The sequence below is a fragment of the Lonepinella sp. BR2271 genome, assembly GCF_051851515.1.
GTDB lineage: Bacteria > Pseudomonadota > Gammaproteobacteria > Enterobacterales > Pasteurellaceae > Lonepinella.
This window is the reverse complement of record NZ_JBPDVF010000014.1, coordinates 15,339-30,981: the sequence shown is the minus strand read 5'-3', so window position 1 is coordinate 30,981 and position 15,643 is coordinate 15,339. Positions and strand designations below refer to the sequence as shown.

Sequence of the window (15,643 nt, the reverse complement as noted above, 5' to 3'; positions counted from 1 at the left end):
GCTCAGACAGCCGCCATTTTCCTAAAAATTTATGAATTTTCAGGCGGCAAAGACGGGGCCCTGTTTATTAGAGCGTTATTTTATTTAATTTGTAAATTTAAAAATATTTTTTATATTTGCACCGCACTTTCATTACGCTCGATCAAATTGGGGCCCCGTCTGAACCGCCTTTGCGTTTTGGTATTTTTAGCTAAATTTTGCATGTCTGAGCGTAGCGAGTTCAAAATTTAGCGTTAAAAAAATACCAAATAAGCAAAGATAAGCGGTGAAGTCGGGGTGTGCTTTTCTTTGCCTACTTTCTTTTGCACAAGCAAAAGAAAGTATGGTCGCCCAGTGGGGCGAAATCCACACCTAAACAGCAAAAAAAAGTAGGTCGCCCTTTGGGCGAAACCCAATATTTATTTAACAAATTAACTAATAGGAAAATTTCATGACACAAACCTTTATCCCCGGCAAAGACGCTGCCCTTGAGGACAGTATCAGCAAATTTCAACAAAAATTAACCGCACTTGAGTTCAATATTGAAGAGGCCTCTTGGTTAAATCCCGTCCCCAATGTCTGGTCAGTACATGTACGTGACAAAGATTGTCCACAATGTTTTGCCAATGGTAAAGGGGCAAGCAAAAAAGCGGCGTTGGCCTCCGCTCTAGGAGAATATTTTGAACGTCTTTCTACCAACTATTTCTTTGCCGATTATTATTTAGGGCAAGATATTGCCAATGGTGATTTTGTTCACTACCCGACTGAAAAATGGTTTGAAATTGAAGATGAAGATCTGTTACCCGAAGGGATTTTAGACGACTATTTACTCGGCTATTACGATCCCGAAGGAGAACTTACCCCTGAATTATTAGTTGATTTACAATCCGGTAATTATGATCGTGGTATTGTGGCTATGCCTTATGTGCGTCAATCGGATCAACAAACCGTATATATTCCACAAAGTATTATTGCTAATTTGTATGTCTCCAATGGAATGTCTGCAGGAAATACGAAAAACGAAGCTCGTGTACAAGGTTTATCCGAAGTCTTTGAACGCTATGTCAAAAACCGTATTATCGCCGAGGCGATTAGCTTACCGAAAATTCCAGACAATGTGATTGCACAATATCCGAGCATTCAAGCAGCGATTGAAAAACTTGAGCAAGAGGGATTTCCGATTTTAGCCTATGATGCGTCATTGGGGGGAAAATATCCGGTCATTTGTGTGATTTTATTGAATCCGAATAACGGCACTTGCTTTGCCTCTTTTGGAGCTCACCCTAATTTTCAAGTGGCGTTTGAACGGACTGTGACAGAGCTTTTACAAGGTCGTAGTTTAAAAGATCTTGATGTGTTTACGCCACCGTCCTTTAATAATGATGATGTGGCAGAACACGCTAATTTAGAAACGCACTTTATTGATTCCAGTGGTTTAATTTCATGGGATCTGTTTAAACAACAAGCCGATTATCCGTTTGTACATTGGGATTTTTCAGGTACCACAGAGCAAGAATATCATAATCTCATGTCTATCTTTAATGCCAATGGTAAAGAAGTGTATATCATGGATTACAATCACTTAGATGTGTATGCTTGTCGTATTATCGTGCCATCTATGTCGGATATTTACCCTGCAGATGATTTGGTTTACGCCAACAACAATATGGGCATGGAATGGCGAGAAATCCTGTTAGATTTACCGCACTTCCACCATGATGCAGAGACTTATCAAGAATTGTTGGACGAATTAGACGATCAAGGCATTGATGATGCCACTCGTGTACGTGAATTTATCGGTATCGTGCCACCACCAAAATCAGGCTGGACGACCTTACGAGTCGGGGAATTAAAATCCATGCTTTATCTGGCATTAGGCGATTTAGAATTAGCCTTAGACTGGGCAAACTGGACATATAATATGAACAGTTCTGTTTTCACGCCAGAACGAGCCAACTACTATCGTTGTTTAATCAGTTCGATTGAATTATACCTAGACGAAACGCGTGCTCCTGAACAATATCGAGAAGTATTTGAGAAAATGTACGGCAAAAGTGCGGTGAATTTTGCTTGGTCTGCTGTTGATGGTGGTAATCCGTTCTATGATTTATTGGCCGATGATGAACATTTGCAAAAATTTGAAGCACATCAAAAATTGTTAGCGGCTTATGCAAAATTGCAAAAAGCCAAACGTGAAAATTGGTAATAATAGGAAGTAAAAATGGCATTTAGTTCCTTATTTACCTTACTTGATGATATTGCTGCAGTCTTAGATGATGTCGCATTAATGACCAAAATGGCCGCCAAAAAAACGGTTGGCGTGATCAGTGATGATTTAACCCTCAATGCCACTCAAGTCAGTGGCAAAGATGTGGCGGCCAGTCGAGAATTGCCGATTGTGTGGGCAGTGGCAAAAGGATCCTTATGGAACAAAGCGATTTTGATTCCCCTTGCCTTATTGTTGGCCATTTATTTACCGTCTTTAATTAATATTCTATTAATGATCGGCGGTGCCTATTTGTGTTTTGAGGGGATGGAGAAGTTACTTCATACGTTCTTTGTGAAAAATCACGAAAATAGAGACCGCACTTCAACGCTTTCTCAAAGCAATGAAAAAGAAAAAATCCGAGGCGCCATTAAAACCGATTTTATTCTGTCGGCAGAAATTATTATTATCGCCTTAGGTTCTATCCAAGAGGCCGATATATTAACCAAAATCTTAACCTTATTAGCAGTGGGAATCGGTATTACCTTTTTCGTCTATGGTTTGGTTGGACTGATTGTTAAACTCGACGATATTGGTTTATGGTTAATCAAAAAAGACAATGTCGTAGCACAACAGATAGGTAAATTTCTGCTGTTTTTTATGCCTTGGTTTATGAAATCCCTCTCGGTTATTGGGGTGATTGCCATGTTTTTAGTCGGCGGTGGGATTTTTGTGCATTATTTGCCCGTGCTACATCATTTTATTGAAGGTTTGCAAATGAGCAGTCAGTTGTCTTGGCTGACGGAATTTGTCGTGGGATTACTCATTGGAGCCATTTGCTGTCTGATTGTTCTGCCGTTAATCCACGTATTTAACAAACCATCTAAAGCAGAATAATTTCCCAATAAAAAACCCTTTGCATTATTGTCAAAGGGTTTTTCATCTGTAAATCAATGTGATATTACATAGCAGAAACGTTTAAGGTTGAACCACCAACGATACGCACTTTACGTCCCACCGTTAAGCTCGCATCATATTTTTGTACGACCACGATTTCACTGCCATCGTCTTTCTTGATAACTAACTCTAAAGAATCCACTTGAGAGGCTTTTTCTTCAACTTTGCTACCAATCATGGCACCAGCAATGGCACCAACAGCACTGGCTAATACTTGACCAGAACCACCACCAATGGTAGATCCCGCGACACCACCAAGCACACCACCACCCACGGTACCAATCACACCTTGATTGTCTGCTTGAATTTTAACAGAACGCGCGGAAACAATGGTACCATAAGAAATAGAACGTGCCTCTTTAGACTGGTTGCCAGAATACACATCACCACTATAAATATCAGTATTAGCACAACCGGTCACGCCAATTGCAGTAAACAGGGCTAATGCTAAGGTAATTTTTTTCATTCACTAAACCTCAATAATCGTTTTAATGTTATAAGGATGAACCTTGATACACACTGGATTTTTGCTTTTATCGGCAAAACTCACAGCAATGGAGGGATTCGGCAATTGCTCACCCTCAACTTTTGGCTCACTCACTTTGACATGTAGAGTTGTTAATTGGTTCCACAAAAAATTTTTTTCAAGACGTAAAAGCCATTGTGAAACACTTTCGCCCTCATCAAATGGTATGACAATCTCAATATGTTCCCATGATTCCAATGGATAACAGCTATTTTTAGGAAACGGTAATTCGACAATATCCACGGATTGCCCGAGCAATGTCAAAGGCGCATTTAATTGAATTAAATAAATGACTCGCCCATTGACGATATTATCGCTCAAAATTGTACCGCACTTCAGCAATAACGCCAACCAATTTCTAGCACTCTCCTCCGTATTTACCCGAATCGCCACATGATCTATCTCATATTTAGCGAGATCAATCTGCATGGCTTGGGCTAATTGATGAATTTGTTGTTGAAAATGCACAAAATCAGCCTCAGTGGCTAAATCTGAACAAGTGAATAAAGAAACTGTCATTCTTACGTCCTATTAATAAGCCTAAAATATCGTCAATCCATTATCATATCTCAATTATCGCTAAGAGAATATGAAAATTTCCCCTATAATACGCCTACTTGTCAAATGACCGAGATAAGGTTATATTGTCTGAAATTTTACTTTTTTAATTATTGGAGAACATAATGAACATTATTTTATTAGGCGCCCCCGGTGCAGGAAAAGGAACACAAGCGCAATTTATTATGAATAAATTCGGTATTCCACAAATTTCAACCGGTGATATGTTACGTGCCGCCATTAAAGCAGGAACCGATTTAGGTAAACAAGCGAAAACCTTAATGGATGCCGGACAATTAGTCCCAGATGATTTAATTATTGCCTTGGTGAAAAACCGTGTGGCCCAAACCGATTGCGAAAACGGCTTTTTATTAGACGGTTTCCCACGCACTATTCCACAAGCAGACGCATTAAAAGCCGTCGGCATTCGCATTGATTATGTGTTGGAATTTGATGTACCAGATGAAGTGATCGTTGAACGTATGAGCGGTCGCCGTGTACACCAAGCCTCTGGCCGTAGCTATCATGTGGTTTACAACCCGCCGAAAGTTGAGGGTAAAGATGATGTGACGGGTGAAGATTTGATTATTCGTGCAGATGATAAACCAGAAACCGTGTTAGATCGCTTAAAAGTCTATCACAGTACGACTAAGCCGTTAGTGGATTATTATCAAGCTGAGGCGAAATCGAGTGATACGCAGTATTTTCGTTTAGATGGCACCCGAAAAGTGGAAGAAGTGAGTGCGGAATTAGATCGTATTTTGGCGTAATAAAAACGGGTTTCGCCGTTGGCGACCCTACTTTCTTTTACTTGTGTAAAAGAAAGTAGGCAAAGAAAAGCACACCCCGACTTCACCGCTTTTCTTAGCTTGGTTGAAATTTTCTTAACGGTAAAATCGCAACTCGCTACGCTCAGACAAGGCGATTTTACCTAAAAATTTCAAGTCGCCAAGGCGGTTCAGACGGGGCCCCGTTTACGGGCGTAAAGATAAACCAGTATTCTATCCAAAAATTACGCTCGTTTTTGCCATTTTGCTAAAAATTTATAGATTTTCAGGAAACAAAGACAGGGATTAAATTCAAGGAAATTCATTATGTTCAAACGCATTTCAGGTCCTCTTTATCCTTTATTTATTTTTTTCCTCACCAATTTGATTCTCTTATCGATCAGCCGTGTTGCCCTTGGTTTATGGCAAAGTGAACGTATTGGTGAATTGGGAAATTGGTTCCAACTCCTTTTAAACGGTGTGCGTATTGATATTTCTGCACTCTGTTGGCTTTTTGCTCCGCTGATTATTTTAAGCGTTTTATTCAGTGGCAAAGGAAAAGCGGGACTGGTTGTTCAGTCTATCGTCAAAATTGGTTTGGTGATTGAAAGCACGTTCTTTTTATTTATGGAATTTGCCACACCGGCCTTTATTAATACTTACGATCTCCGTCCTAATCGCCTCTTTGTTGAATACTTGTCTAGCCCGAAAGAAGTGTTTACCATGCTGTGGAATGGGCATTTAAGCGCTTTAATTTCTGCCCCCATTTTAACCGCACTTTGTGCCTTTTTATTTTGGAAATTAGCCAATTATGCCTTTAAAAATGTGGCTTACCCGAAATGGCATGGGAATTTAATCACTCGCCCGTTGGTCTTTTTATTAATCGGCGGGATCACCTTTTTAGGCGCCAGATCGAGTTTACAACATCGTGGGATTAATCCTGCTATGGTGGCCTTTTCACCCGATCCGTTGGTGAATTCCTTGGTGTTAAGCTCTGGCTATTCCTTGCTGTTTGCAGTGCAACAAATGAAAGACGAGGGCAACGCAGCGGAAATCTACGGGAAAATGCCATTAGAAGAAGTGATCAGCACCTTAAAATCTGTACGCAACCGCCCAGATTCCGATTATATTTCAACCGAATTACCAACACTTACCCACAACCAAGCCACTTATCAAGGCAAACCGAAAAATCTCGTGATTATTTTGGAAGAAAGCCTTGGCGCACAATTTATTGGTACATTAGGGGGCAAACCTTTATCGCCGAAAATTGATGAACTCGCTAAACAAGGTTGGTTATTTGAAAATTTATATGCCACCGGTACCCGCTCTGTACGAGGTATTGAGGCCGTCACGGCGAGCTTTACGCCAACGCCTGCCCGTTCCGTGGTGAAATTACCCGGTAGTCAACAAGGCTTTTTCACCATTGCCGAACTGCTCAGCCAACAGGGCTACCATACTTCTTTCATCTATGGCGGTGAAAAACACTTCGATAATATGGCGAGCTTTTTCTATGGCAACGGTTTCCAGCAAATTATTGATGAAAAAGACTACGTCAACCCTAATTTTACCGGCACTTGGGGCGTCAGTGATGAAGATTTATTCACAAAAGCCCATGAAACCTTTAGTCAATTACACCAACAAGGCAAACCGTTTTTTAGCTTAGTGTTCACTTCAAGCAATCACGATCCCTTTGAATTTCCAGCGGATAAAATTGAACTCTACGAACAACCGCAAGCCACAAGAAATAATGCGGCGAAATATGCCGATTTTGCCACAGGACAGTTCTTTGAATTAGCCCAAAAAGCAGATTATTGGCATGATACGATTTTCTTGATTATCGCTGATCATGATTCTCGTGTGGGTGGTGCCGCTTTAGTACCAATTCAACATTTCCATATTCCAGCGTTGATTTTGGGTAAAGACATTGCTCCAAAACGTGACCCTCGTTTAGTCAGCCAAATTGACATGCCAACGACGCTCCTTTCATTAATTGGCGTCAGTGGCAATTATCCAATGCTCGGCTATGATCTCACCCAACCGGCGGATCCAAACCGTGCCTTAATGCAATATGATAAAACCTTTGGTTACATGCGTATGCAAAATGGCCAGTTAGAGGCGGTGATTTTACAACAAGGTAAACCGGCAGAAAGCTATGTTTATGCGAAAGACAGCGCCACTTTAACCCCAATCGCCAACAATGAAACAATGCAAAAACAAGCCTTAGCCTACTCGCTATGGGGAAGTTATGCCTATAAATTGCATCTTTATCGTTCGGCGGAAACAAAGAAATAATGACATCAGGCCCCAACTCGGGCGCCTGATTTTTATCTTAAGCCTTATTAATAATTAGACAGATTTTTCGCTTTCCACCCAAGAAAACACGACAAAACAGCTCACTAACAGCACCAATGCCGTCACGGCGCCCTCCTCGCCTCGATAGCTACCTAATTGTTGATAGAGCAAATAAGGCAAGGAACTAAAATCTTGATTGCCGAATAAGGCAATCGCCGTGAAATCTCCCAAGGACAAGCAACTCGCCAACGCAAAGGCATATTTCACCGGCTGACGCAAGGCTTGCCATTCAATCCATTTGAACCGTTGCCAACCTGTCACACCGAGCGATTGGCAAAGGCGTTCATAATAAATCAGGTTATGTGTCATTGGCACCGCCAAAATTCGCATAACAAAAGGCAAGGCAAGTACGGCATTACATAAAATAATTAATCCAAATAATTGTGCGGTGGAAAATTGCCATTCTTTCAGCCACAAAAATAAACCGGTTGCTAACATTAACATGGGAACAGCGAGCATAACCAAGGTAATATTGATCACGCCATTAGAAAAACGAGATAAGCCAATCCATTGTAATCGGCGTGAAGATAATAACAGCCCTACCGCCAACAATAAGGCCAATAACGCTGATAAAGGAGCAAGGGTGAACGAATAGCCCATGGCTCGCCATAAAGCAGATTGTTGCCAAACGGATAACATGGCAGGGGAAAATACCGCACGACATAAGGTATTCAGCAATGGGAGTAACAGAAAAGCGGAAAACAGCAGCAATAAAAAAACGTGGCCGAATTTCACCGCACTTGATTGTTTCGCCACCCAATACTGCGATTGATCTAACTGTGTTTCGGTGTTTCGCCCTAACAACGTGCTTAAGGCAAATAATACAAAAAAGCAAATCCCTTGCAACAGGGCAAATTGCGTGGCTTTGGCTAAATCAAAATCAAAAATAATCGCCTGATAAATGGCCACTTCTAAGGTGGTAAATTTCGGCCCGCCACCTAACACCAACACAATAGCAAAGCTCGTGAAACACAACATAAAAATCAACACAACGGTCGGCAAAATAGACTGACGCAAATAAGGCCATTCCACCCAACGGATAAATGTCCATCTGCGAATGCCTAATTGCGCAGCTAATTGATGTTGTTGAATGGGAATGCCTTGATAGGCTTGCAAAAATAGCCGCATGGCCAAGGGAATATTAAAGAACAAGTGGGCAATCAGAATGCCGCTGAGTCCGTAAATATCTGGTCGCCATGTCACGCCAAGCCACGCACAAAATTGCGCTAACCAACCCGAGGCACCGTAAACGCCCAATATCCCAAACACCGCCACCAAGGAGGGCAATACAAAGGTGAGCGAGAACAGACGTAACAGCGCCTTTTTTCCCCAGAATGGTTGATAGAAAAACGCCCGAGCAAACCAAGCGCCCAAGAATACCGATAACAATGCGGATAAGCCCGCTTGCCAGAAACTAAAAAAGAGGACTTGGCGAACATAACGCCCCTCAGTCACGGCTTGCCATAACTGTTGCCACACATGCCCCTGTGAACTTTCACGTCCGAAGTCAAACACCGCAAACAGGCTATTGGCGTATAGGCTGAATAACAGCCCAAACACCAATAGCCCACTCACATAATGTCGTCCTTTTAACTGGCGAAAGGTTTGTTTACCTTGCGCCCAAAAAGCGGACAGGTTTATTGACTTAAGACCGCTTGCCATTGTTCCGTCCAGCCTTTGATCGCCTGATCGGTCAAGTTATCAAAGGGCAAGGCTTTCACTTCAAATTGATGGGCTTTAAGTTGATCAAAGTGCGGTTCAATGTTCGCTGAACTGACAGAAAGCATGACATTTTTCGGAATTAACACCTTTTGTGCCTCGGCGCTCACCATAAAATCAATAAATTTATCGGCACATTGATTCGCAGGGCTGTTTGGCTTATCAATTTTTGCCACGGTATCCACTTGATACAATGCCGCATCACTGAATTCGGTGGCCATATATTGATCGGTTTTATCATGTAATTGGTGATAAATCGGCGAGGTGCTGTGGCTAAAGACAACATCCGCCTCCCCTTTTAAAAACGCCCCATAGGTTTCCGTCCAACCTTTTCCGACCGTCACCGTATGTTTCGCCAAGGTTTTCCATGCTTGTTCCACTTGATCTGGCGGATACACTTGATTTAACCAAACCAAAAAACCACGCCCCATACTACTGGTGCGAGGATCTTGATAGATCACCCGTAAATCTTGGCGTTCCACTAATTCTTTCAAGGTTTTCGGCGGGTTAGTCAGTTTATTTTTATCATAAATAAAGGCAAACTGGCCAAATTCATAGGGAATAAAGGTTTGATCTTGCCAAGCAAAAGGCAAGGAAAGTGCGGTTAAATCCACCGCAGTTTTGGCAAATAAACCGCTTTTCTGTGCGGCCTCTTGTTGGAAATTATCCAATCCAATCACCACATCCGCCGGCGTTTTTTTACCGTCCACACGCAGACGATTAAACATAGTATTGCGACTATCAAAGACTTTATAGATAACGGAACATTGCGGGTTGGCGCTTTCAAAAAGCTGTTTCACTTCATTACCGGGTCCCCAATCCGCCCCAAAGAACTCCTCGGTATAGACGGTCAGAGGTTGTAAAGACGCCAATACGCTAGTGGAAATGGCAGAAAGTGCGGTGAAAAAAGACAGTGTTTTTACTCTAGACATAAAAAATCCTTTAATGATGATTAAAGGAATTTAAGTGCGGTCAAAATAGACAATATTTTTTGACGTTTCCCAAATCCCTACGCTGATATTACTCGGTTCAGGTTCTACGGGTATTTTCTCAGCCTGGTTAACCTGATGGTTAACTCTGCACCCCGATGAGAACAACATTAGTTTAATCGTTTTTATGCGACTTTGACAACTAACTTGCTCATAAAACATTAACTTTTTTGCCGAATTCGCAACACACCGTCAAATATCAATAACAAAATAGAAATAAATAAGCCCGCCATTAACAGGTAGGAATCACTTTCTAAACGTTCGCCAATTAAAAATGACACGGTAAACATGCTAAAGGGTTCGAGGTAACTCAATAAACCAAATAAATTCATTGGCAAGGATTGGCTCGCCAACACATACACGCCTAAAGCCACCGCACCGACAATGCCTAATACCGCTAACCAAACATAAATATATGGATTTTGTGACTGAATCCAACTCATATCTGCTTGGCTTGCCAAATAAATGGAAATGGGTAACAGCAAGATCATTTCCATCACAAAGCTAGAAAAATGCAGAATATTAAAACGGCGACGAATCACGAAATACAAGGGATAACCCAAACAAGCCAAAGCACTTTCCCATGAAAATGTGCCTGATAAAATAATTTTGCTTAACACCCCAATGGCCGCAAACAACACCGCATAGGCTTTGATTTTGGAAATCCGTTCTTTGTATAAAAAGCGCCCAATTAACACCATAATTAACGGCATTAATAAATACCCCATGGACACTTCAATGGCTCGGGTATTCACTGGCGCCCACAAAAATAACCACATTTGGATCCCCATATTGGCACTCGTGACCAATAACACTAACCATAAATGGGGTTGATTTTTGAGCTGAATCAGAAATTGACCGAATACCTGATGTTGTTTAATCACATAAAGCATAACCAATAAAAAAGGCAAGGTAACCAAGGTGCGCCAACCCAATAACACATCACCCGCCATGGGTTGTAAAACCGTTGAAAGGTAATAAATAACACCGAATAACAGCGACGCCGTGACGGAAAAAATCACCCCTTTTATCATATTTCGCCTTATTTCGTTAAATCTGTTCTAACTTCGCCAAATGCGCAATCAGCCATTTAATCCCTTGCCCTTGGAAAGCAATTTGTAACCTGGTATTGTTGTCCTCACCCTCAATATTAATAATGGTGCCTTGACCAAATTTAGCGTGACGCACTTTCTGCCCTTTTTGCCAACCGCTACCATGTTGTGCAAAAAGACGGTTATTTTGCACCGCACTTTGCGTGGCGTGATCGTCCACTTTTTGCTGATTATAGGCTCTCGTCACCGTGCCACGTAAACGAATGGTTTGTAAACAGGCTTCTGGCAGTTCATTAATAAAACGAGAGGGAAGATGTTGTTCTTGAGTATTATATAAACGGCGACTTTCCGCATAGCAAATCGTCAATTTTTGCTTGGCTCGGGTAATTCCTACATAGGCCAAACGGCGTTCTTCTTCCAATCGTTCTAAATCAAATAAGGATTGTTTACTTGGGAAAATTCCCTCCTCAACGCCCACCATAAACACCCTTGGAAATTCCAAGCCTTTGGCGGAATGCAAGGTCATCATTTGTACGCAAGATTGGTGCGGACTGGCTTGCTCCTCACCGGCCTCTAAGGACGCATGGGTTAAAAAGGCAGTGAGATCAGTCATGTCCTCCGCCTCCGCAGGCTTAATAAATTCACGGGTGGCGGACACCAATTCTTCCAAGTTTTCGATCCGCACTTCGCCTTTATCGCCTTTTTCTTCTTGGTACATTTTATACAAACCCGATTGCTTAATCACAAAATCCGTTTGCTCAAATAAAGGCATTTGGCTGGTATCTAATGCCAAGGCGTTAATTAATTCCACAAAACGCAACAACGCCGTAGCCGCTCGCCCTGCCAATTTATTGTCGGTAATCGCCACTTGAGTGGCTTGCCACAAGGTAATTTGACGTTCACGAGTGAGTTCACGCAAGGTTTCCAAGGTGCGCTCACCAATGCCTCGGGTTGGCGTGTTAATCACACGTTCAAAGGCGGCGTCATCATGCGGATTATTCACTAAGCGTAAATACGCCAAGGCATCTTTAATTTCTTGCCGCTCGAAGAATCGCATACCGCCATAAATACGATAAGGAATATCCGCTCGAATAAAGGCCTCCTCCAACACCCGAGACTGGCTGTTGCTCCGATATAACACGGCGCAATCATGTAATTGTCCACCATCTTCTAGCCAGATTTTCACTTGCGCCGACACAAACAAGGCCTCATCTAATTCATTAAATGCCGCATAGATCCCGACGGGTTCCCCTTGCTCGCCACTGGTCCACAGGTTCTTTCCTAACCGATTGCTATTATTGGTAATTAATTGGTTCGCCGATTGTAAAATATTGCCCGTTGAACGGTAATTTTGTTCCAAGCGAATGGTTTGCGCTTGATGAAAATCACGTAAAAAACGTTGAATATTCTCAATTTGCGCCCCACGCCAACCGTAAATAGATTGATCATCATCCCCCACAATCATCACCTGACCGGTTTTGCCTGCGAGTAATTTGATCCACGCATATTGAATGGTATTGGTATCCTGAAATTCATCTACCAAAATTTGACTAAAACGGCGTTGATAACTTTGTAAAATCAACGGATTATGCGCAAATAATTCATAGGCTCGCAACAAAATTTCAGCAAAGTCCACCAAACCCGAACGATCACAGGTTTCTTGATAGATCTGATAAATCCGTACCCATTCTTGCGTTTCTCGATTGTGGCTGACCTCAATTTGATGGGGGCGTAATCCCTCGTCTTTTTGCTTATTAATAAACCAACAGGCTTGTTTCGGCGGGAAATTTTTCTCGTCATAGCCGTGTAATTTCAACAGCCGTTTAACCAAGCGCAGTTGATCTTCACTGTCTAAAATTTGGAAATCTTGCGGCAATTTGGCGTCGGCATAATGAGAACGCAATAAACGGTGGGCAATGCTATGAAACGTTCCCACCCACATAGAAAATAGATTACGTTGCGAATATTGCGCCAAGGTAGATTGGATCCGCTGACGCATTTCCGCAGCGGCTTTATTAGTAAAAGTCACCGCCATAATGCTCCCCTCGGTAATATTTTCTACCGCCACCAACCAAGCCACACGGTGCGTTAACACTCGGGTTTTACCACTACCCGCCCCCGCCAACACAAGATAATTCCCCAACGGTGCGGAAACGGCCTCACGTTGTTTATCATTTAATCCATCCAGTAATTCTGAAATATCTGCCATAACGATCACTTTTATCTGTTTTTATTTACAGTGCAGTATAGCGAGTTTTTTCACGGAAAACAATTAAAATTTTATGCTTTACAACAACAAAATTCGATCATATAGTAAGGCTCGTAGTTAGTCGGGGTGCGACCCTTTTTTAATGAGTCGCTGAGAAAATACCCGTGAACCTGATACAGTTAATGCTGACGTAGGAAACTAACGGACGGAACATCAATCATCTTTTTGTCCCATTCTTAGCCAAATTCCTGTTAGCTTATTTTAATCATCAACATTAAGGATAAGTTAATGCAACACTCCCTCAAAACCAGCCTAAAATACACCGCACTTTGTACTGCTTTAGTGGCAATGAACCCCCTTTCTCATGCTTATGCAGAGGGAAAACTCACGGTATATTGCAGTGTGCAAAATACCACTTGCGAAAAAGTGACCCAAGCCTTTGCTAAAAAGTACAATGTGGACGCTAAATTTATCCGTGATAGCACGGGAATTGTGCTAGGCAAAATCAAAGCAGAAAAGAAAAATCCACAAGCCGACGTGTGGTATGGCGGTACTTTGGAACCGCATTTGCAAGCAGCCGATCAAGGTTTGCTCGAACCCTATCGTTCCCCTTTACAAGCGGATGTCATGCCTCAATTTCAACCGCTGATGACCAAACTAAATCATCATATTTCCATTGTCTATTTAATGGAATTAGCGATCGGGGTGAACACGGAAAAACTGGCTAAATTAGGTATTCAAACCCCCAAATGCTTTGCCGATTTGCGCGATCCCGCTTTTCACGATCAGGTGCAATACCCCGATCCTCGGGTGTCTGGCACGGGCTATTCCTTTTTAAGTACCTTAGTGCAACTTTGGGGCGAAGAAAAAGCCTTTGATTATTTCCAAAAACTGCACCGTAACGTGACACAGTACACCAAAAGCGGTTTAGCCACCAATCGGCTCTCCACCGGCGAAGTGGCCATAGACATCAGCTTTATGCACAGTTATGTGAGAGAAAAAGACAAAGGCGCCCCTGTAAAAGGGATCTTACCGTGCGAGGGGGCAGGTTATACCTTGGGGGCAGCGAGTATCATTAAAGGGGCCAGAAATCCTGATAACGCCAAATTATTTATTGATTGGGTGATGAGTCCAGAGGCTCAGGAAATTCCATGGCGACAAGGTGATTCTTATCAAATCCCCACCAATATTCACGCTCAACCGTCACCCAAAGCGAGCGATCCGACCAAATTAAAACTCATTGATATTGATTTTATTCGTTTTGGTTCGGATAAAGAAAGTAAACGCCTATTAGAAAAATGGTTCGAAGTCACCAAAACCCAATCGGATACGCCAAAAAATTAATCGTATTTTAACCGCACTTCGCCGTGATAAATCGTGGCTCGCCCTGTTCGTGCAAAACCGATCAGGGTGAGATCACAATCTTGCGCCATGTTTACCGCAAGATCGGTGCTAGCCGAAATCGCTACCAGCATTTCAATACCGCAACTCACGGTTTTTTGTACCATTTCATAACTGGCCCGACTGGTCACTAACACCAAGCCTTGGGGTTTGCCAGTTTTGGCGTGCCAACCTAACAATTTATCCAATGCCACATGTCGCCCTACATCTTCCCGAATCGCCAACAACTTGCCTTGCGGATCGAAAAACGCCGCCGCATGGGTTGACCCCGTTTGTTTGCCTAACATTTGCGCTTGTTGAATTTGCGTTAAACAGTCGTCTAATCGGTGAATATCAAAGATTAAAGTGCGGTGTAATTTCGCCAATTTTTTGGTTACTTGGCTTAATTGTTCTGAACCGCAAATGCCACAACCTGTTCTGCCCGTCAAGGTACGGCGGTGTTCTTTCAAACGCATAAAACAACGGCTCGCCAATTCAATATGCACTTCAATGCCTTGGCAACTTTCCACTCTATCCACGCCATAAATATCCGCCGGCTTGTCAATAATCCCCTCGGTTAAAGAAAACCCGTAAGCAAAATCCTCTAGCTCGCTCGGCGTACACATCATCACGGTGTGAGAAATGCCGTTATAGACTAGAGCGACAGGGGTTTCTACGGCTAAAAAATCCGTTTGTGCATGCACGGTTAACTGATTTTCTGTATTTTTTTTCACCGCACTTATCGTACGTGGTTGGTATGAAGTAAAGGGCATGGTTTGTGGCATATCGCCTCTCTATTCCGCAATAAATTAGCCGAATTTTACCGTGTAACCAAGCAAACTGCAATGACAAAGCCCCTTCCCTTATCTATAAATAACAAGACAAATAACAAATTACATCAACACAACCTAAAGATTATTGATGAAACGCCATAAAATACAATGATTTT

The 15,643-nt window shown here is 42.3% G+C and carries 12 protein-coding genes and 2 riboswitches; of the genes, 5 read left to right on the top strand and 7 right to left on the bottom strand.

All coding sequences use genetic code 11. The features are described 5' to 3' along the window. The first annotated feature begins 430 nt into the window (after positions 1-430). A complete protein-coding gene (gene ycaO, locus ACTG7X_RS10215) occupies positions 431-2,185 on the top strand; it encodes a 30S ribosomal protein S12 methylthiotransferase accessory factor YcaO (protein WP_439258354.1) in 1,755 nt (584 codons plus the stop codon). 15 nt (positions 2,186-2,200) lie between these two features. Next, positions 2,201-3,082 (top strand): DUF808 domain-containing protein, encoded by an 882-nt coding sequence (locus ACTG7X_RS10210; protein WP_439258353.1) that lies wholly within the window; start codon positions 2,201-2,203, stop codon positions 3,080-3,082. A gap of 64 nt (positions 3,083-3,146) precedes the next feature. On the opposite strand, the gene ACTG7X_RS10205 is transcribed toward ACTG7X_RS10210, so the two are convergent. Both ACTG7X_RS10205 and ACTG7X_RS10200 read right to left on the bottom strand, forming a co-directional pair. Continuing rightward, complete coding sequence (locus ACTG7X_RS10205) at positions 3,147-3,608, bottom strand: glycine zipper 2TM domain-containing protein (RefSeq protein WP_439258352.1); 462 nt, start codon at positions 3,606-3,608, stop codon at positions 3,147-3,149. A gap of 3 nt (positions 3,609-3,611) precedes the next feature. Further along, complete coding sequence (locus ACTG7X_RS10200; protein WP_439258351.1) at positions 3,612-4,187, bottom strand: VOC family protein; 576 nt, start codon at positions 4,185-4,187, stop codon at positions 3,612-3,614. A 164-nt stretch (positions 4,188-4,351) separates the two neighbouring features. Between ACTG7X_RS10200 and adk the strand changes: the two genes are divergently transcribed. Together adk and ACTG7X_RS10190 are read left to right on the top strand one after the other, a co-directional pair. Next, the gene (adk, locus tag ACTG7X_RS10195; RefSeq protein ID WP_439258350.1) at positions 4,352-4,996 is read left to right on the top strand and encodes an adenylate kinase; all 645 of its coding nucleotides are present in this window, start codon (positions 4,352-4,354) and stop codon (positions 4,994-4,996) included. 324 nt (positions 4,997-5,320) lie between these two features. After that, positions 5,321-7,285 carry an LTA synthase family protein gene (locus ACTG7X_RS10190; protein ID WP_439258349.1) on the top strand — a complete coding sequence of 655 codons (1,965 nt, stop codon included), beginning with the start codon at positions 5,321-5,323 and terminating at the stop codon, positions 7,283-7,285. A gap of 54 nt (positions 7,286-7,339) precedes the next feature. Here ACTG7X_RS10190 and thiP read toward each other — a convergent pair whose 3' ends face one another. From thiP to uvrD, 4 genes are all read right to left on the bottom strand, one after another. Beyond that, positions 7,340-9,007, bottom strand: coding sequence for a thiamine/thiamine pyrophosphate ABC transporter permease ThiP (thiP, locus tag ACTG7X_RS10185; RefSeq protein ID WP_439258348.1), 1,668 nt, complete (start codon positions 9,005-9,007; stop codon positions 7,340-7,342). Further along, complete coding sequence (gene thiB, locus ACTG7X_RS10180) at positions 8,983-9,996, bottom strand: thiamine ABC transporter substrate binding subunit (RefSeq protein WP_439258347.1); 1,014 nt, start codon at positions 9,994-9,996, stop codon at positions 8,983-8,985. Before thiB ends, thiP begins: the two co-directional genes overlap by 25 nt. A gap of 56 nt (positions 9,997-10,052) precedes the next feature. Continuing rightward, a riboswitch (TPP riboswitch) is annotated at positions 10,053-10,161 on the bottom strand. Positions 10,162-10,214: 53 nt separating this feature from the next. Beyond that, on the bottom strand, positions 10,215-11,087 hold the full coding sequence (rarD, locus tag ACTG7X_RS10175; RefSeq protein WP_439258346.1) for an EamA family transporter RarD: 873 nt from the start codon (positions 11,085-11,087) through the stop codon (positions 10,215-10,217). 16 nt (positions 11,088-11,103) lie between these two features. Then, the gene (gene uvrD, locus ACTG7X_RS10170; protein WP_439258345.1) at positions 11,104-13,314 is read right to left on the bottom strand and encodes a DNA helicase II; all 2,211 of its coding nucleotides are present in this window, start codon (positions 13,312-13,314) and stop codon (positions 11,104-11,106) included. 112 nt (positions 13,315-13,426) lie between these two features. Then, a riboswitch (TPP riboswitch) is annotated at positions 13,427-13,528 on the top strand. Positions 13,529-13,602: 74 nt separating this feature from the next. Here uvrD and ACTG7X_RS10165 point away from each other — a divergent pair. Further along, complete coding sequence (locus ACTG7X_RS10165; RefSeq protein WP_439258344.1) at positions 13,603-14,658, top strand: ABC transporter substrate-binding protein; 1,056 nt, start codon at positions 13,603-13,605, stop codon at positions 14,656-14,658. Here ACTG7X_RS10165 and fdhD read toward each other — a convergent pair. Beyond that, positions 14,655-15,479 (bottom strand): formate dehydrogenase accessory sulfurtransferase FdhD, encoded by an 825-nt coding sequence (gene fdhD, locus ACTG7X_RS10160; protein ID WP_439258343.1) that lies wholly within the window; start codon positions 15,477-15,479, stop codon positions 14,655-14,657. The genes ACTG7X_RS10165 and fdhD overlap by 4 nt on opposite strands. Positions 15,480-15,643: the final 164 nt, after the last annotated feature.